Origin of the sequence: Tessaracoccus sp. OS52 (assembly GCF_020687685.1) — a bacterium.
Lineage (GTDB): Bacteria > Actinomycetota > Actinomycetes > Propionibacteriales > Propionibacteriaceae > Arachnia.
The window spans coordinates 1,554,053-1,579,937 of sequence record NZ_JAJEWM010000001.1; the positions used below are offsets into that span (position 1 = coordinate 1,554,053).

Annotated in this window: 24 protein-coding genes, 1 tRNA gene and 2 riboswitches; of the genes, 17 read left to right on the top strand and 8 right to left on the bottom strand. The window is 68.4% G+C overall.

Features of this window, described 5'->3' with window-relative positions:
* Positions 1 to 8: 8 nt before the first annotated feature.
* Together LKO27_RS07295 and LKO27_RS07300 are read right to left on the bottom strand one after the other, a co-directional pair.
* Positions 9 to 284 (bottom strand): DUF2277 domain-containing protein, encoded by a 276-nt coding sequence (locus LKO27_RS07295; RefSeq protein WP_227736579.1) that lies wholly within the window; start codon positions 282 to 284, stop codon positions 9 to 11.
* A gap of 9 nt (positions 285 to 293) precedes the next feature.
* Complete coding sequence (locus tag LKO27_RS07300) at positions 294 to 950, bottom strand: histidine phosphatase family protein (protein ID WP_227736581.1); 657 nt, start codon at positions 948 to 950, stop codon at positions 294 to 296.
* Positions 951 to 1,030: 80 nt separating this feature from the next.
* On the opposite strand from LKO27_RS07300, the gene LKO27_RS07305 reads away from it, so the two are divergent.
* From LKO27_RS07305 to LKO27_RS07320, 4 genes are all read left to right on the top strand, one after another.
* Positions 1,031 to 1,855 carry an undecaprenyl-diphosphate phosphatase gene (locus LKO27_RS07305; protein WP_227736583.1) on the top strand — a complete coding sequence of 275 codons (825 nt, stop codon included), beginning with the start codon at positions 1,031 to 1,033 and terminating at the stop codon, positions 1,853 to 1,855.
* A gap of 9 nt (positions 1,856 to 1,864) precedes the next feature.
* On the top strand, positions 1,865 to 2,827 hold the full coding sequence (locus LKO27_RS07310; RefSeq protein WP_227736585.1) for an aldo/keto reductase: 963 nt from the start codon (positions 1,865 to 1,867) through the stop codon (positions 2,825 to 2,827).
* A gap of 85 nt (positions 2,828 to 2,912) precedes the next feature.
* A tRNA-Leu gene (locus tag LKO27_RS07315) sits at positions 2,913 to 2,997 on the top strand.
* Positions 2,998 to 3,208: 211 nt separating this feature from the next.
* Positions 3,209 to 3,418, top strand: coding sequence for a hypothetical protein (locus LKO27_RS07320; protein ID WP_227736587.1), 210 nt, complete (start codon positions 3,209 to 3,211; stop codon positions 3,416 to 3,418).
* Positions 3,419 to 3,453: 35 nt separating this feature from the next.
* Here the strand turns inward: LKO27_RS07320 and LKO27_RS07325 are convergent, their stop codons facing one another.
* Positions 3,454 to 5,475, bottom strand: a complete 2,022-nt coding sequence (locus LKO27_RS07325) for a spermidine synthase (protein WP_227736589.1) — start codon at positions 5,473 to 5,475, stop codon at positions 3,454 to 3,456.
* A gap of 119 nt (positions 5,476 to 5,594) precedes the next feature.
* Here LKO27_RS07325 and LKO27_RS07330 point away from each other — a divergent pair, with 119 nt between their 5' ends.
* From LKO27_RS07330 to LKO27_RS07345, 4 genes are all read left to right on the top strand, one after another.
* Positions 5,595 to 6,026, top strand: coding sequence for a hypothetical protein (locus LKO27_RS07330; RefSeq protein WP_227736592.1), 432 nt, complete (start codon positions 5,595 to 5,597; stop codon positions 6,024 to 6,026).
* Between the two features lie 112 nt (positions 6,027 to 6,138).
* On the top strand, positions 6,139 to 6,462 hold the full coding sequence (locus tag LKO27_RS07335) for a PadR family transcriptional regulator (protein WP_227736595.1): 324 nt from the start codon (positions 6,139 to 6,141) through the stop codon (positions 6,460 to 6,462).
* Positions 6,459 to 6,824 carry a DUF1048 domain-containing protein gene (locus LKO27_RS07340; protein ID WP_227736596.1) on the top strand — a complete coding sequence of 122 codons (366 nt, stop codon included), beginning with the start codon at positions 6,459 to 6,461 and terminating at the stop codon, positions 6,822 to 6,824. The genes LKO27_RS07335 and LKO27_RS07340 overlap by 4 nt, the downstream gene beginning before the upstream one ends.
* Positions 6,821 to 7,768 (top strand): ATP-binding cassette domain-containing protein, encoded by a 948-nt coding sequence (locus tag LKO27_RS07345; RefSeq protein ID WP_227736598.1) that lies wholly within the window; start codon positions 6,821 to 6,823, stop codon positions 7,766 to 7,768. Before LKO27_RS07340 ends, LKO27_RS07345 begins: the two co-directional genes overlap by 4 nt.
* Before the next feature lie 75 nt (positions 7,769 to 7,843).
* Here the strand turns inward: LKO27_RS07345 and LKO27_RS07350 are convergent, their stop codons facing one another.
* Positions 7,844 to 8,296: a VOC family protein gene (locus LKO27_RS07350; RefSeq protein WP_227736600.1), complete on the bottom strand. Its 453-nt coding sequence runs from the start codon at positions 8,294 to 8,296 to the stop codon at positions 7,844 to 7,846.
* A gap of 134 nt (positions 8,297 to 8,430) precedes the next feature.
* On the opposite strand from LKO27_RS07350, the gene LKO27_RS07355 reads away from it, so the two are divergent.
* Together LKO27_RS07355 and LKO27_RS07360 are read left to right on the top strand one after the other, a co-directional pair.
* Entirely contained in the window at positions 8,431 to 10,137 is a 1,707-nt protein-coding gene (locus tag LKO27_RS07355) for a long-chain-fatty-acid--CoA ligase (protein WP_227736602.1), read from the top strand.
* Between the two features lie 62 nt (positions 10,138 to 10,199).
* Positions 10,200 to 13,592, top strand: coding sequence for a hypothetical protein (locus tag LKO27_RS07360; protein WP_227736604.1), 3,393 nt, complete (start codon positions 10,200 to 10,202; stop codon positions 13,590 to 13,592).
* Here LKO27_RS07360 and LKO27_RS07365 read toward each other — a convergent pair.
* A complete protein-coding gene (locus LKO27_RS07365) occupies positions 13,584 to 14,234 on the bottom strand; it encodes an HAD family phosphatase (RefSeq protein ID WP_227736606.1) in 651 nt (216 codons plus the stop codon). The two genes, LKO27_RS07360 and LKO27_RS07365, sit on opposite strands and share 9 nt — an antisense overlap.
* A gap of 32 nt (positions 14,235 to 14,266) precedes the next feature.
* A riboswitch (cobalamin riboswitch) is annotated at positions 14,267 to 14,395 on the top strand.
* Positions 14,396 to 14,465: 70 nt separating this feature from the next.
* Here LKO27_RS07365 and LKO27_RS07370 point away from each other — a divergent pair.
* From LKO27_RS07370 to LKO27_RS07400, 7 genes are all read left to right on the top strand, one after another.
* Positions 14,466 to 15,107, top strand: coding sequence for a DUF4430 domain-containing protein (locus tag LKO27_RS07370; RefSeq protein WP_227736608.1), 642 nt, complete (start codon positions 14,466 to 14,468; stop codon positions 15,105 to 15,107).
* 7 nt (positions 15,108 to 15,114) lie between these two features.
* Positions 15,115 to 16,116, top strand: coding sequence for a hypothetical protein (locus LKO27_RS07375; protein ID WP_227737280.1), 1,002 nt, complete (start codon positions 15,115 to 15,117; stop codon positions 16,114 to 16,116).
* Positions 16,116 to 17,270, top strand: a complete 1,155-nt coding sequence (locus LKO27_RS07380; RefSeq protein ID WP_227736609.1) for an energy-coupling factor transporter transmembrane component T — start codon at positions 16,116 to 16,118, stop codon at positions 17,268 to 17,270. The genes LKO27_RS07375 and LKO27_RS07380 overlap by 1 nt, the downstream gene beginning before the upstream one ends.
* Entirely contained in the window at positions 17,267 to 18,835 is a 1,569-nt protein-coding gene (locus LKO27_RS07385) for an ABC transporter ATP-binding protein (protein ID WP_227736610.1), read from the top strand. Before LKO27_RS07380 ends, LKO27_RS07385 begins: the two co-directional genes overlap by 4 nt.
* Positions 18,822 to 19,700 (top strand): ECF transporter S component, encoded by an 879-nt coding sequence (locus tag LKO27_RS07390; RefSeq protein ID WP_227736612.1) that lies wholly within the window; start codon positions 18,822 to 18,824, stop codon positions 19,698 to 19,700. The genes LKO27_RS07385 and LKO27_RS07390 overlap by 14 nt, the downstream gene beginning before the upstream one ends.
* A riboswitch (cobalamin riboswitch) is annotated at positions 19,689 to 19,819 on the top strand. Its footprint overlaps the gene before it by 12 nt.
* Positions 19,820 to 19,877: 58 nt before the next feature.
* Positions 19,878 to 21,407, top strand: coding sequence for a hypothetical protein (locus LKO27_RS07395; RefSeq protein ID WP_227736614.1), 1,530 nt, complete (start codon positions 19,878 to 19,880; stop codon positions 21,405 to 21,407).
* A 19-nt stretch (positions 21,408 to 21,426) separates the two neighbouring features.
* Complete coding sequence (locus LKO27_RS07400) at positions 21,427 to 22,836, top strand: hypothetical protein (protein WP_227736616.1); 1,410 nt, start codon at positions 21,427 to 21,429, stop codon at positions 22,834 to 22,836.
* Here LKO27_RS07400 and dprA read toward each other — a convergent pair.
* From dprA to LKO27_RS07415, 3 genes are read right to left on the bottom strand one after another with little or no spacing between them, the layout of a single operon-like run.
* A complete protein-coding gene (gene dprA / locus LKO27_RS07405) occupies positions 22,829 to 23,956 on the bottom strand; it encodes a DNA-processing protein DprA (protein ID WP_227736618.1) in 1,128 nt (375 codons plus the stop codon). The genes LKO27_RS07400 and dprA overlap by 8 nt on opposite strands.
* Positions 23,956 to 25,479, bottom strand: coding sequence for a YifB family Mg chelatase-like AAA ATPase (locus tag LKO27_RS07410; RefSeq protein WP_227736620.1), 1,524 nt, complete (start codon positions 25,477 to 25,479; stop codon positions 23,956 to 23,958). Before LKO27_RS07410 ends, dprA begins: the two co-directional genes overlap by 1 nt.
* A complete protein-coding gene (locus tag LKO27_RS07415) occupies positions 25,476 to 25,853 on the bottom strand; it encodes a YraN family protein (RefSeq protein WP_227736622.1) in 378 nt (125 codons plus the stop codon). The genes LKO27_RS07410 and LKO27_RS07415 overlap by 4 nt, the downstream gene beginning before the upstream one ends.
* Between the last annotated feature and the right edge of the window lie 32 nt (positions 25,854 to 25,885).

Consider the following 25,885-nt stretch of genomic DNA (forward strand, 5'->3'; position numbering starts at 1 on the left):
CGCCGAGCCTATGCCGTCGCCGGGAAGCGCTTGGCGCTGCGCGCCTTGGCCTTGAGTGCCTCGACGTCACGGTCCTTCGGCGGGGCCGCGGTCACCAGGTCCTCCAGCAGGTGCATCGTGGCATGCGCAACCTCCGCGACGGCGCGGTCGAAGACCTCCTGATTCGCGGCCGAGGGCTTGTTCATGCCGCTGACCTTGCGGACGTACTGGAGCGCTGCGGCCTGCACCTCCTCGGAGGTGGCATGCGGCTCGAAATTGTGCAGTGGTCTGATGTTTCGGCACATGGCCCCAGCCTACTTCTCCGGGGCGTCGCCCCCACCCACAACGGGCGCAGTCCTGGAGACCAGGAGCGCAGCGACGTCCGCGAAGGCGTTGATGCAAACGACGAACGGCGGCCGCTCGGGTGCGTAGTCGACGATGCTGACGGAGGCCGGGGCCACGCCGAGCCGCTGGAAGTCGTCGAAGTCCTGGCGCAGAGCGTCGGAGAGGATGGCCTTGATCGGGTCGCCGTGGCTGACGACGACCACCGTCGCGTCCCCGGGGTGCCCGTCGACGATCTCGGCCGCCGCGGCCACGGACCGGTCCCGCATCTCGGTCATGGACTCCCCTCCCGGGAACCGGACCTGCGACGGAGCGGTCTGGATGGTCGCCCACAGCGACTCCTGCGTCAGCTCTCCAAGGGGGCGGTTGGTCCATTCCCCGTAGTCGCACTCGGTCAGCCCGTCAACTACGACCGAATCGGCCAGTCCCATGGCGACGGCGGTCTGCTCGCAGCGCAGGATCGGCGAGCGGTAGCTGCCTGCCAGCTCAACCTGCCGGAGGAGCTCCCCCAGCTTCCGGGCCTGGTCGATCCCGGTCTGGTCCAGTTCGACACCCTCGGCCCGCCCTGCGAGCACACCTTGGGCGTTGGCGCTGGAGCGGCCGTGGCGGATCAGGACGAGTTTGGTCATGGGGCCAACGGTAGTCGGCATGACGGCGGCGTAGCGGTCTACAGTAGCCCTCGCATACATTGGCGAAGGGAGCCGCATCCATGGGTTGGTTCGAGGCGATAGTCCTTGGCATCGTGCAGGGGCTGACCGAGTTCCTCCCGATCTCATCCAGTGCCCACGTCTCGATCGTGGGCCAGCTCCTGTTCGAAGGGCGTGACCCGGGTGCCGCCTTCACTGCCGTCACCCAGCTCGGCACGGAGACGGCCGTGCTCGTCTACTTCTGGTCAGACATCGTGCGCATCATAAGGAAGTGGTGCCTGGCACTGGTCGGCAAGGAAGACCGGGCGGATCCGGACGTGAGAATGGGCTGGCTGGTGATCATCGGCTCCGTCCCGATCGTCGTGCTCGGCCTGCTGTTCCAGGACGCCATCGACTCGACGCTGCGCAACCTGTGGATCACCGTCGCGATGCTCGCCGGCGTCGCCGTCATCCTGTTCTTTGCAGACCGGGCCGGCGAGTCCAACACTCGTGAGTTGAAGGAACTGAGCTGGGGACACGGACTGCTTTTCGGCCTGTTCCAGGCAGCCGCCCTCATCCCGGGCGTCTCCCGCTCTGGAGCGACGATCTCCGCCGGCCTGTACATGGGTTACACCCGCGAAGCCGCCACCCGGTACGCCTTCCTGCTGGCCATCCCGGCGGTGTTCGGCTCCGGCCTGTACAAGCTCAAGGACATCGGCGAGGGTTCCACCGCGTGGGGCCCGACGATCGTCGCGACCGTCCTCGCGTTCCACGTCGGGTACGCCGTGATTGCGTGGCTCATCAGGTACATCGCCACCCACAGTTTCCGCGGGTTCGTCTACTACCGCCTCGGGCTGGCAGCCGTTGTCGCCACCCTGCTGCTCACCGGTGTCCTGCAGGCGACCTAGGCTGACGGGATGGATCTGAGACCGCTGGGGAACTCCGGCCTGCGGGTGTCGCCCCTCGGGCTGGGCACCATGGCCTGGGGGCGCGACGTCCAATGGGACGAGGTGCGTGGCCTCGTCGCCGACTTCGTCGACGCCGGTGGCAACCTCATCGACACCGCCCCCGCCTACGGGGGTGGCGTCGCGGAGAAGATGCTCGGCAAGCTCTTCGCCGGCGGTCTCCCCCGCGATGAGCTGGTGGTGGCCACCAAGGGCGGCTTCGTGATCCGCGACGGCAAACGGGTCGTCGACACCTCGCGCGCCGCGATGCTGAACGACCTCGAGCAGTCACTGCGACGCATGAACACCGACCACGTCGACCTCTGGCAGGTGCACGCCTGGGGAGACGCCCCGCTCGAGGAAACCCTGTCGGCCATGGACTCCGCCGTCTCCCGTGGGCTAGCCCGCTACGTGGGTGTCTCGAACTTCGTCGGTTGGCAGGTCGCCACCGCAGCCACCTGGCAGAAGGCCGACGCCAACCGCGTGCCGCTGGCGTCGGTGCAGGTGGAGTACTCCCTGCTGGCCCGGCGCGCGGAGGTGGAGGTGATCGGCGCGGCCCGCCATCACGGGCTTGGGCTCCTGGCCTGGTCGGCGCTCGGACGCGGGGCGCTGACCGGCAAGTACCGCACAGGGATCCCCCGGGACTCGCGCGCCGCCGCGGACCACTTCGCATGGTTCCTCGAGCCGTACCTGCAGCCCCGGTCGCGCGCCGTCGTCGACGCCGTTGCGAAGGCCGCGGAGGGCCTCGGGCTCACGCCGTCGCAGGTGGCGCTGCTGTGGGTCCGCGACGCCCCCCAGGTGGCCTGCGCGCTCGTCGGGCCCCGGACGAGGGCCCAGCTGTCCGAGCTTCTGGACACCGAGACCAAGCAGCTTGTGACCCCCATCGTTTCCGCACTGGACGACGTCTCGGGCGGCGCCAACGGCCACCGCGCCTGAGTGCGCCCCCGCTCGTCGCTGAATTGTGGGCAGCAGGCGGCACCTGCTATCGTTCGTTGTCGCGTTCCCCAGTGGAACACACCCTGTCCGGGTGGCGGAATAGGTAGACGCGCTAGCTTGAGGTGCTAGTGCCCGTAAAGGGCGTGGAGGTTCAAGTCCTCTCTCGGACACAATCCTGAAGTCCCCGGTTTGCCATTGATTTGCTGGCCGACTGGGGGCTTTTTGGATTCCCGGGGCGACTCGCCGAACCCACGAGGCGGTGGCCGGTATGCCAGTCCACTTCTTGACGGATTGGTAAGCGATCGTTCGTAAGATCCATACGTCCCCGAGTCACAATGGTCTCAACTGCCGGACGCACCGGCGTGGATGAAGGAGACCATCATGATCAAGATGCGCTGGATCACAGCGATGACCGCGACAGCCCTAGCCATCGCTGCGATGACCGCCACCTCCGCGGGAGCTTCCGAGATGAGCGGCCGCGAATTCGCCGACCACGTCCGCATGATGGCCCAGGGCGAGATGGGCTTCGACGGGACACACAACCCCGGGATGCACCAAGGATTCGCCGGCATGGAAGCCCATCACTCCTGACGTGCCAACACCAGCGTGCTCGCGGTCCGACTGGATCACGCCGCGATGATGTGTCCGTTCCGGCGCGGGGCCAGTGCGAAGGCCAGCAAGTAGATCACGAGCACCAGAATCAGCAGGTTGCTGTAGCCGGTCACGAGCGCGGCGTACTCCAGACAGCCTCCCACCAGCGCACCCAGCAGATTGAGCCCGAAAGCGGAGCGCGAGTTGTCCGAGGCCGCGAAGCGTTTGGCAAAGGCGACGTTGGCCAGGAAGATCGGTGCGAAGGCCAGCGCCACCGCCACCGCCACCCGTAGGGGGCCGGGCAGGGTGAGCAACGACTCCGGGGTGACCACGTAGGCCACCGCCAAGGAGGCGACGATGCCGCCGAAGAGCCACTGGATTCCAGGAGTGCGCCATCGTCGGGTGGTCTCCACCGCGAGGAGGACGATGAGCAGGACTCCACCGAAGACCAGCGCGTTGACGAACCAGGTGGTGCCGAACAGCAGGGCGAACGTCGCGATGTACTTCGTCTGGAGCAGCATGAACGCAACTCCCATGAGGAATAGATCCGCGTAGGGGCGCATCGTCCGGAACGGGCCTCCCAGACCGCGGACCATGGCCGCTGAGAGCAGCAGAATCCCGGCGAGCGTCCAGAGGTAGACCGCGGGGATCCCGCCACCACGGAAGTAGAGGAAGGGAGCGTTGTCGGTGGGCGGGTCGATACGGTCGGCCGGCAGCACATGGTTGTCGGATCCGCAGTCCTGGTGGGCCGGATCCTTGGCGACGGTCACGACGGCCTGGGCACCGCCAAGCAGGTCGACACACGGAGCATGCCCAAAGGCCTCCTGAGCGATGCCCCCCAACCTGTCTATGAGCCAAGGCTCGCGGTAGTAGTTGTACATCGAGAACACGCCGTCGTCGGTGAGCTTGGACCGCGCGGACGCGAGCGCCTCCTCGGTGAACAGGAACGACTCGAGCCGGATCTGGGAGGCACCGCTCACCAGCGCCAGGGAGTCGGGAAGGGCGAACAGGATGAGGTCGTACTTCTTGTCCGTGGATTCCAGGAAGGCGCGCCCGTCGTCGACGTAGGCGCTCACCCTCTCGTCGGAATAGGGCTGGTCAGGATTCAGTTCTGCACCGATCTCCATGATGCGGGGGTCGATGTCGACCGCATCCACGCTCGTGGCGCCCTGCGCGAGCGCGATCGCGACATCGGAGCCCGAGCCCGCGCCGATGATCAGGACGCTCTCGGGAACGTCGGCAGCCATGCGCTCGTAGGGCGTCTTGTAGAGGTCCTCGGCCTCGTTGAGCTTGAACTCGGCCGACCCCATGACCTGGTGGGGGATGCCGTTCACGGTGATGAGGTACAGCGGCTTGCCGTCGGCGGATTGACCGACATCGGTGCCCTCAACCTTGTAGTAGGGCGACCAGGAGACCCCCGGCGTCAGGGTTTCGAGCAGCAGGGTGCCCACGATGAGCAGGCCCGCGAACCCTGCGACCAGGCGACGCCGAGAATCGGAAAGCAGCACCAACGCCACGGCCACGAGCAACCCCCACACCACGGACGGTGCACGCGCGAACGACAGTGCCGTGAAGGCGGCTATGCCGGCCAGTGAGCCGATGAGGTCCCAGCGATAGGCGTTGAGGTTGTCCAGTTCGGCGAAGCAGCGTCCCACGACTTCCGCGGGGCCGGCGAGGATGGCGGCCACCAGCAGGAAGATGATGGGAAGCACGAGCCAGGCGGGTGGTCCGGCGGTTTCCAAGGATGTGAAGTAGATGATGTTGGCGCCCCCACGGTCGATCGTGACCGGGAACGCCCAGACGATGACGACGAGGAGTGCCAGCAGTAGCGGCGTGATCGGAATGACGGACCACGGCTTGCGCGCTATGAGGAAGCCGAGCCCGATGCCGAGGAAGGATCCGAGAAGTACGAAGTTGGAGAAGTAGGACAGGTGCACCACGTTCGAGCCGAGCCAGCGAATGAGGGCCAGTTCCATGAACAGCATCAGGGAACTCCCCAGCACCAACCGACTGATAGTGACCTTTTGCGTCCCTGCACTGGGCATGATTCCGATCATGGGGATCATCATTGCCTCTCCGGTCGGTCATGTGGCGCTTTGGCGGATAACTTTTCCGGCCGTGTCCGGGACTCGCCGTGGGACATTGCTGGGCAACTGATTATTGAGGAGGAATGGCCGTGCCGTTGATTGCTGTCATGTTCGTTGCTGTGTGGGTTGCGGTGATGGCCTCGCTTGCGCTGTGGCTCAGGAGTCGCAGGAAGGGCACCCGGGTGGCGCGCACCCTGCAACTGGTGGCCGTTCTCCTGACCTTGGTGGTGGCAGCCGTGGCGGTCGGCCCCGCCTGGCAGGACAGCGGTTCCTTCGCTCTGGTGCTGGTGGGCATCCCGCTCGCGTGCGCGTTGATCACCTTCCTCGCCCCTCGGACACGCCATGCGATCCTCCTCGCTTGGATCGCAGCCGTGACGATGCTGCTCTGGAGTCTGGTGATAGGTCTCGGCCTGGGAGTCAACTTCCAGCCGCCGGCCATCCTCCTGATCGCCTCCGCCACGTCAGCCACCCTTGAAGCGAGGCGGCCCCCAGGGGTAGCGACGCCCTCTGGCTCCGACTGACGCCACGCGGCGAACTCGTCGCTATTCAGTGTTGCCAAGTACCAGTAGTCAGTGTTACTGTCTACTGGTAGTCAGTGACACAGCATAGACGGAGCAAGACGTGGCGAACCAGATGACAGAGTTGCTGAAGGGCACCCTCGAGGGCATCGTTCTGGCCCTTCTCGAACGGCGGCCCGCCTACGGCTACGAGATCACCGCGCGCCTGCGGGACAGGGGCTTCACCGATCTCGTGGAGGGCACCGTCTACGCACTGCTGGTCCGCATCGAGCAGCGCGGCTACGTGGACGTGCAGAAGGTGCCCTCGGAGAAGGGCCCACCCCGCAAGGTGTATTCGATCAACGCGCAAGGGCGCGAACAACTTGACGAGTTCTGGAGGGCCTGGAGCTTCCTCGCGGAACGCATCGAGCAGCTCCATGAAGGAGAGGAAACACGATGAGCAACTGGATCGAGGCCCTGACGGGCCCGCTGGAGCAGAAGCGGCGCTACAAGCAGTTCAAGGCACGCCTGGAGGCGCTCCCTGAGCCCTATGGCACCGTCGCGAAGGCGCTGCAACGGTACTTCACCTACTATGGCGGCGTCACCGACGGCGACACCCTCATCACGATGATGGGCGACCTGGTCGAGCTGTGGGAGCGGGCGGCTGTGGATGGCACGCCTGTGCGCGAGATCGTCGGCGAGGACCCCGTCGAGTTCGCCGAGACGTTCGTGCAGGCCTACAGCGGCAAGCAATGGATCGACAGGGAACGCGCGCGCCTGGTCAAGGCGATCGAGGACGCGGAGGGGGGTGGGTCGAGGTGAGCACGGATACCGCGGTCAGGGTCAGGGGCCTTCAGCGGTCCTACAAGGACCTCCACGTGTTGCGTGGCGTCGACTTCGACGTGGCACGCGGCAGCATATTCGCCCTGCTCGGATCGAACGGGGCGGGCAAGACGACGGTCGTGAAGATCCTCTCAACCTTGCTCGCGGCCGACGCCGGTGCCGCCAGTGTCAACGGCTTCGACGTCGCCACCCAGGCCGGCGAGGTCCGCCAGTCGATCAGCCTGACGGGCCAGTTCGCGGCAGTCGACGACGTCCTGACCGGCCGGGAGAACCTCGTGCTGGTGGCCCGCCTACGGCACCTCGAGAATCCGGGCGCGATCGCCGACGACCTGCTGCAACGATTCGGGCTGGCCGACGCCGCACCCCGGCCCGTGTCGACATATTCGGGAGGCATGCGCCGCCGCCTCGACATCGCCATGAGCCTGATCGGGGACCCTCCCGTCATCTTCCTCGACGAGCCCACGACCGGGCTGGACCCGCAAGGGCGGCTCGACGTGTGGCGGGCCGTGAGGGAACTCGCCGCCGGGGGCACGACGGTGTTGCTCACGACCCAGTACTGGCTGGCGGTGGTCGGCATCCTCGGCCTGTTCACCCTCGCCCTGACTTGGCTCGCAGTCATCGCGGGCCTGTCTGCGAAGACCGTGGACGGCGCAAGTGCCTTCTCATACCCGTTGATCTTCCTGCCCTTCATCAGCTCAGCCTTCGTCCCCACCGAGACCATGCCCGGCCCGGTGCGCTGGTTCGCGGAGCACCAGCCGGTGACCTCGATCGCGAACACGATCCGTGACCTCCTCACGCAGCAACCGATCGGGGGCGAGATCTGGATTGCGCTGGCCTGGTGCGCCGGCATCCTCGTGGTGACCTACTTCGCGGCAATGAGGATCTACCGTCGAAAGCTTGGCCAGACCGGCCGGGCGGATTGAGTCGGGCTGACGTGACCAGCTTGGCTGCTTCCCGGATCGAACAGGAAGACGCGGCCAACTCGTCGCGGCATCGACTCACGCGACGCAGAACTCGTTGCCTTCCGGGTCGTGCATGACGACGGAGTACCGCTGGAGGGTCTCGGTGTCCGTTCGGACCCGATGGTCGACGGTGGCGCCGCGGCTGACGAGTTCGGCCACCTTCGCGTCCACAGCCGCGATGATCTCCTCCATTGGGGCGGACCGGTCCGCCACGAAGACGTCGAAGTGGAACCGCGTCTTGACCGTCTTCTTCTCCGGCACCGGCTGGAACCAGATCCTGGGGCCCTCGCCGTCCGGGTCGATGAGCCGGTCGACATAGTCGTCCGGGTCCCCACCGAGGTCCTCCTCGGGCACCACGGACTGGTAGTAGGCGAGCCAGGAGTCGAATCCCTCGGGCGGCGGCTGGGGCACGTACCCAAGGACCGGCCCCCAGAACCGCGCCATCGTTGCCGGGTCGTTCGCATCGATCGTGAGCTGCCAGGTCACCATGGGATAACCCTAGACCCGGACCCCGACAACGCGCGGCGTCCGCACCGTCAGCAGACGCACGGCTTCGCTGCGGCCGAAGGCCGGATCAGCCCCCTCCCCATTCAATGATCACCGAGCGGCGATACGTTGGCGGGGTGAACCGCACCCCCGATCAAGCCCCACCGTCGCCCTGGACCAGGAACTACCAGCCCGGGGTCCGTCCCGAGATAGACCTCCCGACGACCTCTCTGGTGGAGATGTGCGAGCAGGCGGTGCGCGAGGCCGGCGACGCCGTCGCGCTGCAGTTCTTCGGGAGGACCACGTCGTATGCGCAACTCGGCGAGCAGATCGCGCGGGCCGCCGCGGGCCTGCGCCGGCTCGGGGTCATGCCGGGTGACAGGGTCGCCCTCATCCTGCCCAACTGCCCCCAGCACGTCGTGGCCTTCTACGCCGTTCTGCGGCTGGGCGCAACGGTCGTCGAGCACAATCCCCTCTACACCTCCCGCGAGTTGAGGCAGATGTTCGCCGACCACGGTGCTCGGGTGGTCATCGCGTGGGACGCGGCCGTGTCCAAGTTGCGCGAGCACCCCGGCGAGACGGAGTTCGACCACGTTGTCTCCGTGAACCTGCTGCGCGAGTTCCCGCTGGTGAAGCGCCTGGCGCTGCGGCTGCCCGTCCCGAAACTGCGCGCCACCCGGGACCGCCTGAGCCAGCCTGCTCCGGGCACGACCCCATGGGAGGAGCTCCTGCGGAACAAGCCCATCGACACGACCCACCCCCGGCCGGCAGTCGACGACGTTGCGGTGATCCAGTACACCAGCGGAACCACAGGCGGCGCCAAGGGGGCCGTCCTCACCCACTACAACCTGTATGCCAACGCGCTGCAGGGAGCGGAGTGGATGAAGGACGCCGATACCGGGCGCGAGACCATCTACGCCGTGCTGCCGATGTTCCACGCGTTCGGGATGACCCTGTATCTGACCTTCGGCGTCCTCAAGCAGGCACGCATCGTGCTGTTCCCGACGTTCGACGCCGACCTGGTGCTCGACGCCGCCCGCAGGAACCCACCGACGGTCTACTGCGCCGTGCCGCCGATCTACGAGAAGACAGCCCGCCGCGCGATCCAGCGCAACGTCGACCTGCGCTCGGCGAAGTTCTGCATCTCCGGTGCCATGAACCTCACCGACGAGATCGTCGAACTCTGGGAAGGCGTGGCCGGCGGCCTCCTCGTGGAGGGCTACGGCCTGACCGAGGCGGCCCCGGTGGCGCTGGGCAATCCGTTCCACCCCACCCGCCGCACCGGCACCATCGGGGTTCCGTTCCCGAGCACGAAGATGCTGGTCGTCGACCCTGACGACCCGACCCGCGAGGTGGCCCAGGGCGAGGAGGGGGAACTGCTGATCAAGGGCCCGCAGGTCTTCCAGGGCTACTGGAACAACCAGGAGGAGACCGAGAAGTCCCTGCTCCCGGGGGGTTGGCTGCGCACCGGCGACCTGGTGACCGTCGACACCGACGGGTTCACCACCATCGTGGACCGCGTGAAGGAGCTGATCATCACCGGCGGCTTCAACGTCTCCCCGACGGAGGTGGAGATCGTGCTGCGGGGCCATGAGGACGTCGAGGACGCAGCCGTGGTGGGGGTACCGCTGCCGAGCGGCGGCGAGAAGGTGGTGGCCGCCGTCGTGCTCAAACCTGGCCGCGGACTGGACTCCGAGTCCCTGCGCGCGTACTGCAAGGAGCGCCTGGCCGCCTACAAGGCTCCTCGGGTGTTCACCGCCCTCGATGAACTGCCTCGGTCAATGCTGGGCAAGATCCTGCGCAGGGAGGTCCGCGAGGCGCTCGTAGGCAATCAGACGCCCTGAGTGGGGGCGGTTTGGGCGGACCCGCCTGCTTCCCGGGAACCGCCCTCCGGGATAGTGGGAGCATGGCATCTCTTCCAGACATGGCAGCAATCACCCTCAGACTCGGCCTGCTGGGCCTCCCGTTGCCGGAGCGTGCCAAGCCGTCGCAGGCATCGGAGATAATCAGGCCCATCATCGCGCGCCAGCTCGAACTGAACCGGCGCCTGTCCCACAAGCTGCCGGCGGTGGACAACCGGATCCAGAACTTCCTCGACTCCTACCTCGCCGGCACCGGCAGCGCGCCGCAACTGCCCCGCCGCACTTTCGTCCTGGACCAGCCGGGCCTGGCGCGGACGCTCTCGCTCCCCATGGACGGGGACCGCTTCACCTCTGAACACCTCTCCAGCTACCGGCTCCTGAACGGCGTCCTGCACAACCCCAAGAACGACCGTCGCACCACCAAGGGTGTCTTCCACATCGCCGAGGGCGGCCTGCCGATCCAGGACGACAAGATCGCGGTGGACCGCGCCGTGTTCGGCCGGATCGTAGAACACGCGCTGCAGCCGCCGTCGAAGACGATGGTCCTCCCCTACGGCGCGGACGAACCGGAGCCACCAAGGTGCTGGACGTCCCTGATGCTGCGCCCCACGGTCGTGCCAGAGGTTCCCGGGCTCAGCCGTGGACGCAGCCTGGAGGTCCGGTTCTTCGCGCCGGGAAACCTGGTGGCCAACCTGGACTTCGTCGAGGGCATCTTCGGCAACGGCGGAGACCCGTACCTGCCTGAGAACGACGCCTCGCTGAACCCCGAGACGTGGACCGGCACCACCGGAGCCGTGATCCTGGCCCCACACCTCGTGCAGCTGACCAAGAGGGAACTGGGCCTGCCGCACTTCGATGAGGCCAGTGAGCGCCAGCGCCGCGACGGGCAGTGCTGGCGGGACGAGGGAGAGCTGTACAACGGCGGGGAGGCCTTCAAGCTCTGCGCCAGGGACGACAGTGGCGTGATCGTCACGGTGATCGCGGACAACTACTTCGGCTACTGCAAGAAGGAGGTCAAGGCGCAGATCAGCTACTCGGCGAACCTGCTGGGCCTCGTGGAGGAGGAGCACGCCGGCGGCGCGATCTGCTACCCCCGCTACAACCTCGGGCAGCAGTACACCGACAACCATGTCGACGACGAGTTCCGCCTGGAAGACGTGGTGAGCCGCGACCCGCACCGGTTCCGGATGCAGGAGGGTGGGTACGCCGTCGACACCGAGAACCCACACCACGTGCTGGTTCCGGCGCACGCCACGTTCAGCCTGCGCGACTCCTCGGTCAGCTGGGAGGTGGACGGCGCCGTCGGCCGCATCCCGATCCGCGCGGACAAGGTCTACCTCGGCCCCGACGGCTATCAGGTACGCATGCACCACCTCAGCGTCGACGGCGACCAGTGGACCCTCATAGGCACCGCCCCCCGAGCGACCCACTGTCACAAACCCGCCACCGTCTCCGGCGGCGGAAAGAGTGAGATCTCGAAGGCCATCACCGACGCGTTCATCAGCGGCAACGCCTACGTCCGTGACTTCGACGACGACATGGCCGCCGTGCACGCCATCCTCGCGGGCGACTTCTCGAACCGGTTCGCCGACCCCGCCCGCAACGGCCACGACGCCAGGCCGATCCTCTCCGACGCCCGCAGCGTCGGCAGCGTCATCAAGCTGCTGACCCCCAGCCCCGACTACCACGCGCAGTACAACGCCTGGCTCGAGGCGATCCCGAACCATGTCAAGGAACTCGTCTTCATCATCAAGCGGTTCTACCGTCCGGAGTGGGGCGGCGACTGGGAGAGCCACTTCACCGTCGGCGTAATCAACGGCCGCAAGGGCACCTCGTTGCGGCTCGACGGCGAGAAGATCCACGTCAACATGCTGCGGGTGGGCTTCGAGCCCGACGGCTCCTGGCGCCTGTTCGGCCTGCGGCACGACTTCCACCCGGCCGCCAAGGTGCAGACCGAGGACGACATCACCGCGAGCATCGTGGTGCCCGGGGACCAGCGCTCCCGCAAGTTCGTCACCAACTGCGAACAACTGCTCTTCCAGCGCCCCGACGACGCGATCCACCGCGGCTACGACAAGCAGGCCGAGGCAGACATCGCTTCCGGCGGCACTTTCCTGTCCAACTTCGAGCCCCTCACCCAGGCCGACGCCCGGGCGCTGCGAGACGACGCGGTGGCCTTCAGCAGGTTCACGCAACCCATGGCCCGCCTGATCAACGAGGCTGCCGAGGGGGGCGACTCCATCCCCAAGTACTTCGTGTCATCGGCTCATCCCCGCCTCGTCAATGGCAAGCGCTCGAAGAACCCCCGCTACCTCCAGGTCCGGCCGGACCTCCAGAATCCGCAGGGGACCGCCACGGCGGACCTGGCCAACCATCTGCACCACAAGCTGTCCGCAGCCAAGCCTCTCAAGCTGCCGGTCGACGTCGTGGCCGCCGGGCGCCGGAACAACGCCGCCGAGGAGGGCGTCCCACCCCTGTGCACCTACGCCCCACTGCACTACATGGAACTGCCCGAGCTGTTCATGGAATTCATCTCCTCCATGACGGGCAAGTCGCCGTCGACCACTGGCGCGGGGTCCGAGGGCGCGATGACCAAGGGGCCGTTCAACCCGCTGCCGTCGGTGATAGACCTCAACGCCGCCTTCCTGTCCTTCGCCCTCACCGGCTACGACGGCTGGCTCTCGAGCGCCGGCGTCATCGGTCCCCAGGTGCGCGTCGACCACGACATCTCGCTGCTGGTCCCGGAGGTGTTCGCCAGGATGAGTGAGCATGAGCGCGACGCGCAGCGCCTCGTCGCCGAAGGCTGCCTCGAGCGGCTCACCGATTTCGACCACGAGGGCGAAACCGTCCTGGCCAGCCGGCTGGGCTACCGGATGACGGCGAAGTTCGCGACTAAGTACTTCGGCCGGATCTTCCTGCACCCGCACGTGGTGTTCACCGAGCAGATGTTGAAGCCCGAGCTCCAGGACCGCGACGTCTTTGCCGAGTCGATGCGTACCATCGTGAAGACCCACGCCCGGGTCGGCCGTTCCTACATCGCCGACGGGACGATAGCCCTGGCGGTTCCACCCATCCGGGCCCTGCTGGAGATCATGGCCGACGGCGTGAGCAGGGAAGGTTGGGACCTCGGTACCGAGGAGTTCCGCGGGCTGTTCGCCCGTGAGGCCGTGCTGTCCTCCAGCTGGTACCGGGACAGGCTGGTCTCGTTGCGGGACGCCGAGCTGGCCCACCTCGAACGCTCGCTGGAGGCCCTCGCAGACTTCACATCCAACGAGCTCCACGCCGACACCGCTTCCAGGCTGGGTCTGACCGCCCGTCGCGCCGCCCTGCAGTCCAGGGCCGACGCGCTGCGGGCGGACGAGTCGGGCGGCTCGATGGCAGGCACCCTAGGGCGCCAGGTGGCATGGCGGCTCATCCCCGCCGATGGCTCACAGTGACTCGATGACCTCGAGGGTCAGCTCCTCCAGCGAGTCCAGCACCCGGGTCTGGGCAAGCAGGTCCGCCGCCGGCGGGTGGAAGTGCGGCGGCACCGCGATCACCTTCATGCCCGCGTTCAGGGCGGACCGGATGCCGTTGGTGGAGTCCTCCACCGCCACACAACCCGATGGGTCGACGCCGAGCAACTCGGCGGCGCGCAGGAACCCGTCCGGGGCGGGCTTGCCCGCCGCCACCTCCTCGGTGGACACGCGGACGTGGAAGACGTCCTCAAGCCCCAGGGCGTGGACGGCGGTCTCGATGAGCAGGCGCGGCGAGGAACTGGCAACAGCCAGCGGGTAGTGCTCCGCCATTGCACGGACGGCCTCTACGGCTCCGGGCAGGACCTCGATGCCCTCGCCATGCCGCTTGGCCATCGCCTCGATGGTGACCCTTGCCGCCTCCTCCGGCGACATCGGCAGGCCGACCACCTCGACCAGATGCCTGGCCCACTCCGACGTCGACATGCCCATCATCGCCTGCGTGGTCCCCTCGGGCCAGGGCAGGCCCGCCTCGGCGGCCAGACCCCGTCGGACCTCGTCCCACAGCGCCTCGGTGTCTATCAGGGTGCCGTCAAGGTCGAAGATGATGGCCTCTGGCTGCATGTCGCCTCCAAGTCGTCGTTACAAGTGGGCCCATTGTTCCAAAGCCGGAACACAGGGGTAGAGTTACCCCCGTCGAGCTGGAAGCCGGTGGGAATCCGGCGCTGTCGCGCAACCGTGACCCTATCTGGGAAGTCGGACCGATGCTCGGCCACGCAATTGCAGTTCCGTCGCGACCAGCGGACAACCAGCCCGACGAGGCGACGGATCCTCCGCCTCGAAAGGGTCAATCGAATGTTTCCTCTGCGCAGCCGCGGTGTCCGCGTAGGCATCGCCGCCATCTCCATCTCCCTCCTCGGCCTCGGCCTTCCCGCCACGTTCGCAGCTGCGGACGAGGACGACGACTGCCTCCTGGCCGGGAACGTCTGGGTGGTCGTCGAGCACGACAACGGGACGGTGACGGGATGCGCCACCGAATTCGGTACCGGTTTCGAGGCCCTCACCAGCGCGGGGATCGAGTTCACCGAGGCCGGTGGCTTCGTCCAGACCATCGCCGGCGAGCCCACCGAGGCAGGGCCCCAGGACTGGTGGAGCTACTGGTCTGCCACCCCCACCGACGACGGCGCACCGGCGCAGTGGGAGTCCTACCTGGTGGGCGCCGCCGACTCCGAGCCGCAGCCGGGCACAGTCGAGGGCTGGCGCCTGGCGCACAGCTGGACCGACGCCCCTGCACCGGCCACCCAGGTCATCCTTGGCGACGACGCCACCCCCGCCCCCACGGTGACGGCCAGCGTCTCGGCAACCCCGACGCCGGTGCCCAGCAGTTCGGCCATCCCGAGCGCCACCGCCACGCCGACCGCCACGCCGACCGTCGCGGCGACTGCGTCGTCGACCCCTGCCCCCGCCACCCCCGGCCTGCCCAGCACCGGGGTCTGAGCACGCGATGACCGACGTTCTCCGTCGCCTCGCGACGGTGCTGCTGCTGGCCGGTCTGCCCCTGCTGGGCAGCTGGCTGGCGGCGCCGTCGGCGCAGGCCGCCTTCCACGACGGTGCCTGCACCGACGACACGGGGGTCACCGTGGTCGTCGACCACCAGGACCTGGGCGGCGGAATCGTCGTGCGGTGCGCCACCGACTTCCCCTCGGGAGGAACGGGCCTGCAGGCCCTGAAACTCGCCGGGTTCGTGCCCGAGGGCACGATGAAGGACGGGCCCGCTTTCGTGTGCCGCATCAACAACCGCCCCGCCGCCGACGAAACGCTCACCGTCGGCGGCCAGGACTACCGGGAGAACTGCATCTCCACCCCACCCAACGAAGCGTTCTGGGGCTACTGGCACGCACCGGCCGGCGGTGAGTGGACGTTCTCCCAGCTCGGCGGAGGCCGCACCGTCGAGCCCGGCGGGTACGAGGGCTGGTCGTTCTCGCTCAACCGGGGGGAGGACTCCAATCCCCGCCCCGGTGTCGTACCGGCCGCGCGACCGAAGCCCCAGCCCACCAGTCCCAAGCCTGCCGAACCCGCACCCACCGCGGCGGCGACGCGCCCCGCGCCCACGACGCAACCGGCGGCGACGCGGACCACCGCCACCCCCAGCAGCCCGGCCACGACCAGGCGAGCGGAGCCCCCACGGAAGCCGACCTCTCCTACCACGGCCGCGACCGCAAGCTCCGCGCCGACAGCTGTGGCGTCGACCGTCGCCGCGTCGCCGCCACCGACGCCGTCGGCTTCCGCCAGCGCCAGCCCCAGCCCGGCGGCCAGTCCTGCCGCGTCGGCGGCGTCGGCCTCCCCCACCATGACGCACTCCGAAGAGGTCGCCACCGCGGCTCCCGTGGAGGCTGCTCCCCCACCCGACGGACCGGGAATGGGCACCTATCTGGGCATCGGGGCCGCCGCCGCGCTGACCGCCGCGGGCGGAGCCGTCTGGTGGCGGCGTCGCGGCGCCCTGTGATGCGCCGTTACCTGCTCCCGCGCCCCGTCCATCCCTTCGCCTGGTGGGCCTGGGCCATTGGTCTGGCAGTTGCCGCCAATGGCACCACCAACCCCCTGCTCCTGGTCTCGATCGTGGCGCTGGCCAGCCTCGTCACCCTCTCCCGCCGGGGCGACAACCCCTGGGCCAAGGGTTTCGCCGTCTACCTGTGGCTGGCAGTGTTCATCGTGCTGGTGCGGGTGGCCTTCAGGGTCCTGTTCGGCGGAGGCGACGGGCCGACGATCCTGTTGGACCTGCCCGAGGTCCCGTTGCCGTGGTGGGTCCAGGGGATCCGGATCCTCGGTCCCGTCTCATTGGAGGCCATCCTGTCCGGCCTCTACGACGGGCTCCGACTGGCCACGATGATCGTTTGCCTGGGTGCCGCCAACTCCCTGGCCAACCCCAAGCGCCTCCTCGCCTCCTTGCCCGGCGCGCTGTACGAGTTGGGCACCGTCCTCGTGGTGGCGATCGGCGTGTTCCCGCAGTTGGGCGACTCGGTGCTGCGCGTGCACCGGGCCCGAAAGCTGCGACGGGCACCTGCGGGCGGGGGTCGGCGCGCGAAGTACAAGGTGGTGGAGACCATCATCGTGCCAGTGCTCTCCGATGCACTCGACCGTTCGCTGCACCTGGCCGCATCCATGGACGTGCGCGGTTACGGACGCCACGGCACCGCGACGCCGACGCAGCGACGCTGGACCACCGTCGTCGGACTGGCCGGCCTCGTGGTGCTGGCAGTGGGTCTGTACCTGCAACTCTCACGGACGGCGCCGGGCCCGGTGGTGTGGGGCCTGAAGGTGCTGCCCACGGTCCTGCTCCTAAGTGGGGCGATGATCATGGCCTTGGCCATGCGACGGGCCGGCCGTACCGTGAACAAGACCATCTACCGTCCCATCCGTTGGGGTGCGGCCGAGTGGCTCGTGGTCGCGTGCGGCCTCGCCGCGGTGGCTGCCGTCTCGCTGACGGGGGGGTCCGCCCAGGCGGCTGTGCTCGTGCCGGGCATCAACCCGTTCGCCTGGCCGACGCTGACCCCCTTCCTGGTGCTGGGTCTCGCGGTGGCCGCGCTGCCCGCCTTCGCCACCCCCTCCCCCAGCCTCGCGAACGCACGCGTACTCCACACCGCCGAGGGCCTCTCATGATCACGTTCGACAACGTCAGCTTCCGCTACGCCGGGAACGAGACCCTGCGCCTCGACGGTGTCAGCTTCGAGATCCCGGAGGGCGAACTGGCCCTCGTCATCGGTCCCACCGGCAGCGGAAAGTCGACTCTGCTCAACTGCGTGAACAACCTGGTGCCGCAGTTCACGGGGGGCATCCGCAGCGGCCGCGTCTTCCTCGACGGGCGCGACACCACCGCGATGCTGCCGCGGGAACTGGCCACCACCGTCGGCTACGTCGGGCAGGACCCCCTCGCGGGCTTCGTCACCGACGTCGTCGAGGAGGAGCTGGCCTACTCCATGGAGCAACTGGGTTTCGCACCAGCAGAGATGCGCCGCCGCGTCGAGGAGACCATGGACCTGCTCGGCATCGCCGACCTGCGTTCCCGTCCCCTGCGCAATCTCTCGGGAGGACAACAGCAACGGGTGGCCATCGGCAGCGTGCTGGCGTCATCCCCACGGATCCTGGTGCTCGACGAGCCCTCGTCGGCCCTGGACCCGGTGGCGGCGGAGGACGTGCTGGCTCTCGTCAGCCGACTGGTCCGGGACCTGGGGACGACGGTGCTGATCGCCGAACACCGGATGGAGCGCGTGATCGAGTTCGCCGACAGCGTGCTGCGCGTGGACCCCGGGGGGAAGGTGACGCACGGCTCCACCAGGGACGTTCTCGCCGCTTCCCCGATCCGCCCGCCGCTGGTCGAACTCGGCGTCCGGCAGGGCTGGCAGCCGCTGCCACTGACCATCCGCGAGGGCCGCCGACACGCCGCTGAGGCACGCCGCGGCTGGGTCGAGCAGCCGCCGTCGCTCCCGGGTCCAAGAGACCCCGGGCCGGTCATTCTGACCGCCCGCGGGATCGTGGTCAGGTACCCGCAGGTCGTGGCGGTCGCTGGGGTGGACCTCGCGCTGCGACGCGGCGAGGTGACAGCGCTGATGGGACGCAATGGTTCGGGCAAGTCGACGCTGCTGTGGGCGCTGCACGGGGCCGGGCGCCGCGACGGCGGGACGGTCGCCGGTCCGGGCGCCGGACAGGTGTCGCTGGTCCCGCAGACCGCCTCCGACCTGCTGTACCTGGCCACCGTCGAGGCAGAGTGCCGGGCGGCGGACGCTGAGGCGGGCAGGCCGCAGGGCAGCACCTGGGAACTCCTGCAGTCGCTGGTCTCCGGTATCGATCCCCAGTCCCATCCCCGCGACCTCTCCGAGGGGCAGAAACTCGCGGTGGTCCTGGCTGCGGAACTGTCGCGCAGCCCCGACGTCATCCTGCTCGACGAGCCCACCCGCGGCCTTGACTATGCCGCCAAGCAGGCGCTCAACCGGATCATCGGGCGTCTGGCGGCCGAGGGCCACAGCATCGTGGTGGCAACCCATGACGTCGAACTGGTGGCCACGGCCTGCGACCGCGTGGCGGTGATGGCCGAGGGCGAGGTGGTCTCCGACGGCCCCACCCGCGACGTGCTTCCGGGCTCCGCGCTGCTGGCGACGCAGGTGGCGAAGGTGGCCAATCCCGTGCCGCTGCTGACGGTTGAGGAGTTCCTCGATGCGAGCCGCTGATCACACGCTGACACCCCGCACGGACCTGGAGGTCGCCGCTCCCGTGGTGGGGGTGCAGCTGGGCTGGCGCTCTTGGAGCGTCATCGTGGCCAGTTCCCTGATCGGCCTGTTCACCATCGCGTGGCCCCTGCTGATGCCTGCCGTCGACGTGTCGCCGCAGCACGCCTCCGACGCACCGTTCGTGTTCGCCTTCCTGCTGCCGGTGGTGCTGATGCTGGTGGTCGCCCAGATCAGCGACGGCGGTCTGGACTCCAAGGCCCTCGCACTGCTCGGCGTGCTCTCGGCGATCAACGCGGCGATCCGTCCAGTCCTGGGTGCGGGCACCGCCGGGGTGGAGTCCATCTTCTTCCTGCTAATCCTGGCCGGGCGGGTGTTCGGCCCGGGGTTCGGCTACCTGCTGGGGTTCACGTCGATGTTCGCCTCGGCACTTCTGACCGCAGGCGTGGGTCCCTGGCTGCCGTCCCAGATGCTCTGCGCGGCCTGGGTGGGACTGGGAGCGGGTCTCCTGCCGCGCCGCGTGGGTGGCCGGACGGAGCTCTGGCTGCTCGTCGCCTACGGCATCGTCGCGGCCTACCTGTACGGGGCGATGATGAACCTGTGGTTCTGGCCGTTCATCAGCGGCATCCAGGTGGGGGCGGACCCGGGTGGGCTGGGCAGCCTCGACTATGTACCCGGGGCGCCACCCGGGGAGAACCTCGTCCGGTTCGCCTGGTTCACCCTGATCAGTTCCACGGCTGGTTGGGACACCGGCCGGGCCATCACGACCACCATTGCTCTCCTGCTGCTGGGGCGGCCGGTGATGGGAGTCCTGCGCCGGGCCTCGGGCATGGCGCGCATCGTCGCGGACCCTTCCGGAACAGCATGATCCACGGGTGCTAGGTTGAGCTCAGCAGGCGGAGAATCCGGTGTGATCCCGGAACTGACGCGCAACCGTAACCCACCTTCGTGGGGAGTCGGACCGAAGCCTGACACTCGGATGCTCCGTCGCGAAATGCGGAAAACCGCCCCACACGGCGACGCGAGCCAACGCGAAAGGACCGTTGTGGCAAACCGATCGAGGCTCGCGCTCAGCGCGCTGACCTGCACACTCCTGCTGCTGGGGCTGAGTCCCAACCCGGCAACTGCTGAAACCCCCACGGGCACCCCGGTCGACGCAGCCGCAAAGTGGCTGCTCGACGAGGCCCCCAACGGGACCCTGCCGAACTTCCTCGGAGACCCCGACTGGGGACTCACCACCGACGCGGCGCTCGGACTGGCCGCAGTCGGAGCCAGTGAGGTTGAGCTCGAGAAGTTCCGCTCTGCCGTTGAGGGCGCCATCAGGGACGGCAACTACGGCTACTACGACCTGGGAGATGGATCCACCTACATCGACGCCGGCGGGGTGGCCAAGGTGCTGCTCATTGCCGCGCAGGCGGGGGCCGACAGCCGCGCGTACGGCGGGCGGGACCTCGTGGCCACCCTCCGGGGTGAACTGGCCGGCGGACGCCTGGCGGGGGCGAACACCTTCGGGCAGTCCTACGCCATCATGGGCCTGGCCGCGGTCGGCGAGAACGTCGAAGAGGCAGTCTCGTTCCTGCTCCAGCAGCAGTGCCCGAGCGGGGACTTCCGGCTGACTCCGTCCACCCAGCCCTGCACGAGTACCGCCGAGAATGCCGATCGGGACACCACCGCCGTCGCCATCCGCGCGCTCCGTGCCGCGGCGGACCTGGGAGCGGGCGTCGACGTGGAGGCGTCACTGACCAAGGCGGTTGACTGGTTGGTCTCGGACCAGGAGGAGGATGGTGGCTGGATCGGCAGCCGGTGGACGGCTACGCCCAACACCAACAGCACGGGTCTGGCGGCATACGCGCTCGCCGGTCTGAGCGCGGAGGCGGTCACCAAGGCCGCTGGGTGGACCGCTTCGCTGCAGCTCACCAGCGGCGACGACGCCGGGGCCGTCGCGTACGACGCTGATGCCTTCGCCGTGGGGATGTCCCCGAACTCGCGGCCCCAGTGGCACCGCGCCACGTCCCAGGCGCTGTATGCCCTTGCGGCGGTGGCAGCGGTCGACCCCGAACCCACACCTGAACAGACCCCCACGGCCACGGCCACCGTGACGGCAACCGCAACAGCCACCACGACCGTGACGGCGACGGCCGGGGCGCCGACCAGGCCGACCGCCTCACCCGCCCCTGGCCGCGACCTCTACGAGACACCCGGATTCCACACCTCGGGCGGGCGACGCTGGATGACGGTGTGCGAGCCCTACTCGCTCACCACCAGGTGCTGGACCTACATCTGGGCCTCCGCCGTGCACGAGACGCACACCGGCTTCGCGCAGGTCCAGGGCTGGCAGTTCAACAACCTCACCTACGTCGCCTCCACCCGCTCGGCGTGGGCCGGCAACCCCCTCGGCAACACGGGCAACTGGGTCGCTGGCGATGGCCGCAGGTGGCGCACTGAGTGTGACACCGCGGTCTCCGGCCGCAACGGCTGCCGCAGCTACGTGACCGCGAGGGTGATCCAGCGCAGCGGGGACACCTACCAGTACAAGACCACCGAGATCTTCAACAACATCGTCCGCTTCAGCTGACCCGATGAAGGAGCCATCCGTGACACGCAAACCCTCCGCCGTACTTGCCCTGGTCGCAGTCGTGACCCTGGTGCTCGGCTTGGCACCACAGTCCGCCAGCGCCGACATCAGCCCCGCCTCCCCAGCCGGCCGGGCTGCCAACTGGCTGCTGCGGGAGGCCCGCAACGGCGCCATTCCCCGCTCCGACGGTCAGCCCGACTGGCAGCTGACCTCCGACGCCGTGCTGGGGCTGACCTCTGCCGGGGCCACGCCCAGCCAACTTGCCCCATTCGTGGCCCGCCTCGAACAGGCGGTTGCCGCCGGACAGTACGGGATGATCGGGACCTTCGTCGACGGCGGGGCGCTGGCAAAGCTGTTGGTGGTGGCCAACACGACCGGCGCCGACTCCAGCGACTTCGGCGGAGTCGACCTCGTCTCGAAGATCCAGGCGGACGTGGGAGATGACGGTCTGGTGGGCAACAGCCAGGTTGCGGGCAACACATTCGGTCAGGCCTACGTCGTCCTCGGGTTGCTGGGCCGTGGCGCCGACGCCCGGTCGGCGGTCACCGGACTGCTGCAGCAGCAGTGCCCCTCGGGCGACTTCCGCCTGAGCCTGGGGGCCACGGCGTGCTCCACCGGCTCTGCCGCCGCCGACCGCGACGTCACCGCACTGGCGATCCATGCACTTCGGGCGGCCGAGCGCAAGGGCATGAACGTTTCGGCCCCGCTCGACAAGGCGGTGGAGTGGTTGGCCAAGGATCAGCTCCCGGGTGGCGGCTGGGTGGGCGGTTCGAGCACGAACGTCGCGAACAGCAACACCACGGGGCTTGCGGTTCAAGCGCTCGCCGGAATCAAACCGATGGTGGTCTCCAGGGCCGCCGGGTTCACCAAGTCGCTGCAGGTGACCGGCGGAACCGACGACGGCGCAGTCGCCTACACCGCAGCCGCACTCGCTAAGGGCACGGCGACGAACCTGTTCCAGTGGCACCGCGCCACCGCCCAGGCGATCTTCGCGCTCGCGCAATGGGACGTCTACACCGTCGAGGGCACCCACAACTACAACGGACGCCAGTGGCGCACCGACTGTGAGCCCTACTCGCAGACGTTCCGCTGCCGAACCGACATCCACGCCACCACGGTGGTCAACGACGGCGGACAGCTGGTCAAGACCACGGGCTGGACCTTCAACAACCTGACCTACCTGGCCTCTCCACGCTCGCTCTGGTCCTCCAACCCGCTCGGGGCCTACGGCCGGGTGAAGGGGACGGCGACGTGGACTGCCATCGACGGCCGACGTTGGCGCACCGAGTGCGACCAACCCAACACGGGACGAAACGGCTGTCGAAGTGAGGTCTGGGTGCGCTTCGTCGCAGCCACCCAGACTTCGAGTGGTTGGACCTATGGCATGAGGGAGGACTGGGTCTTCAACAACATCGTCAAGTTCAGCTAGCCACCTCCGCCCCGGGCCTGCCGGGCAACCGCCAGGCCTGGGGCCCCGCCTCCTCCAGCCAGCCCCCCTCCACGAGTTCATCGACCCCAGCCAGCGCGTCGGAGACGCCGAGCCCGGTGCGGGCACACAACTCGGCCACCCCCACCGCCTCCCGCGGGCTCAGCGCTTCGCGCAGCAGCTTGAGTTCCGGCGCCAACCTGTCGAAGCTCGTGTCCTCGCCACGAAGTGGCAATTCGTCCTGGGGCGTCAGCGGTTGCAGCAGCGCCATGACCTCGGCCGGCGTGGTCACCAAGGTGGCGGCCGCGTCGCGGATCAGCCGATTCGGCGTGGCGGACATGGACGACGTGACGGCTCCAGGCACGGCCATCACGACCCGCCCCAGTTCAGCGGCCCAAGCAGCAGTGTTCTTGGCACCCGACCTGGCCGCCGCCTCCACCACGATCAGTCCCGCGCAGAGGGCCGCGATCAAGCGGTTGCGGGCCAGGAAACTCGCCTTGATGGGGCGCGATCCGGGCGGGACCTCCGAGACGACAGCACCGTTGGCAAGGATGGCGTTCATCAGAGAGCTGTTTGCGACCGGGTAGGGCACGTCGACGCCGCTGGCAAGGACGGCCACCGTTGGCCGTCTGGCCATCAGCGCACCCCGGTGGGCGGCAGCGTCGATCCCGAACGCCAGCCCTGAGACGATGACGTGCCCACAGGAGGCCAGGTCACCCGCCCAGTCCGTGGCCACATGGGAACCGTAGGATGTGGCGGCCCGGGCCCCGACGAGCGCAATCCCGCCCTCGGCACCCTTCAGGGAGAGCGTCCCACGAACCCAAAGTCCAAGCGGGGCTCCTCCGTCCCCCGAGAGACTGGCAGCAGCCAGGTCCTGCAGGCTCCCCGGCCACTCCTGATCCCCGGGGACCAGGAACCGCGCCCCAGCCACCGCGGTAGCGGTGCGAAGCTGCTCGGGATCGATCGCTGCAGCCTTGCGTCCCCAACGCGTCTCCTCACCCGTCCGCCGGACGGCCTCCCATACCTCCACCGCCCCATCTGCCCCGACGAGCCGCCCCAGTTCGACGTTGCCCATCGGCTGCAACGCGCACAGTGCCATGCGTGCCGTCCGCTCGTCCAGCATCAGGCTGCCTCCACCAGTTCGCCCTGCCGCATCTGCATGGCCACGCGGAGGTTGGCCGAGGAGACGGTGTCCTGGCCCTTCAGGTCCGCCACGGTCCACGCCAGCCTCAGCACCTTGTCGAGACCGCGGTGACTGAGCGAGCCACGGGCAAGGGCCCGTTCCAATGGGGTGATGTCGGCGGGCAGGGGCAACTGCTTGCGCAGATGGGAGCCCGGCACCTCGCCGTTGGTGCTCCAAGGCGTCCCCCGCAGACGCGAGGCCTGCCGCGCCCTTGCCTCAAGCACCCTCCCCAGCACACTCGCGCTGGACTCAGGCTGATCAACCGTCTCCCCGAGGAACGCGCGCTTGAGCGGGAGCATCTGGTGCCGGATGTCGATCCGGTCGAGGATCGGACCGGACAGCCTCTCCTGGTAACGCCGCACCTGCCTGGGAAGACAGGTGCACTCCCTACCCGCCACGCCCGAGTTCCCGCACTGGCACGGGTTGGCGGCAAGGACCAGCTGGAAGCGCGCCGGATAGCGGACCTGCTGGTTGGCCCGGGCTATGGTGACCCAGCCGCTCTCGAGCGGGGTGCGCAACGAATCAAGCAGCTTGGTGCCGAACTCCGGCGCCTCGTCCAGGAACAGCACGCCGCGGTGCGCGAGCGAGATGGAACCGGGCCGGATCTCCTTGCCACCGCCGATCAGGCTGGCCATGGTGCAGTTGTGGTGAGGATCCGAGTAGGGAGGACGAACCAGGAGCCTGGAACCGATGTCAAACCCGGCCAACGAGTGGATCGCGGACACCTCAACCGCCTCACTGGCCGAGAGTTCCGGCAGGATGCTGGGCAACCGGGCCGCGAGCATCGTCTTCCCGACGCCGGGAGACCCGTGCAGGTAGACGTGATGCCGTCCGGCAGCAGCGACCTCAAGCACCCAGCGGCCGTCAGCATGTCCATGGACGTCGGCAAGGTCCAGATTCGGTTCGCGCGACGCGGTTGACTCCCCAGTCCCCTCCGTGTCGGTGTGGGTTCGGCGGCCCGCCATGACATCCTGCAGGTCCCGCAGGTGCGACACCGGCCAGATCTCCAACCCCGGCACCAGTGCGGCCTCTCCCGCCTGCCCGGCCGGCACCACGGCCTTCTCGAAGCCCGCGCGAGAGGCGGCCAGCAATGCGGGCAGAATGCCCCTGACCCGCCGGACCCGACCGTTGAGGCCAAGTTCTCCGAGGAAGACGAAACGTCTCACCTCGTTTCGCGACAGACTTCCGGTGCAGGCCATCGTGGCCGCAGCGATCGCGAGGTCGAAATGAGTGCCATGCTTCGGCAGGCTGGCCGGTGAGAGATTGATGGTCAGCAGGACCTTTGGGAACTCATACCCCGAGGCCATCACTGCGGCCTTGACGCGTTCCTTGGCTTCGTTGAGGGATGCGTCCGGCAGGCCGACGACGACTACGCGAGGGAGTCCGCCGCCGAGAGCGGCCTCGACCTCCACCACGGATCCCTCGACACCCGAAAGGGCCACGGACCATGACGAGGCCGTCATCGCTCACCGATCCCACGCACATGGGTGAGGTCCTCGCCGCCGTCGGGTGGCAGGACCAGGCCGATTGCGTCGACGCGGATGTTGCGTGCGTGAGCATCACGGTCCCGGAGCCAGGCCATCGCCAGTCCCCGCAACCGCGCTGCCTTCGCGTACGTGATGGTCTCCAGAGGATGCCCGAAACCCGTCCCCGATCTGGTCTTGACCTCCACGAAGACCAGCGTGTCCGAATCCGGGTCATGGGCAACCAGATCCAGTTCGCCCTCCCGGCAGCGCCAGTTGCGGTCCACGACCCGCCAGCCCAGCTCCGTCACGTATGCGGCTGCCCGTTCCTCACCGCGTTGGGCCAGCGCTCGGGCCCGTGCATTGATCGACATCTCGACCACCTCCGGCAGACACTCTGGTTGTC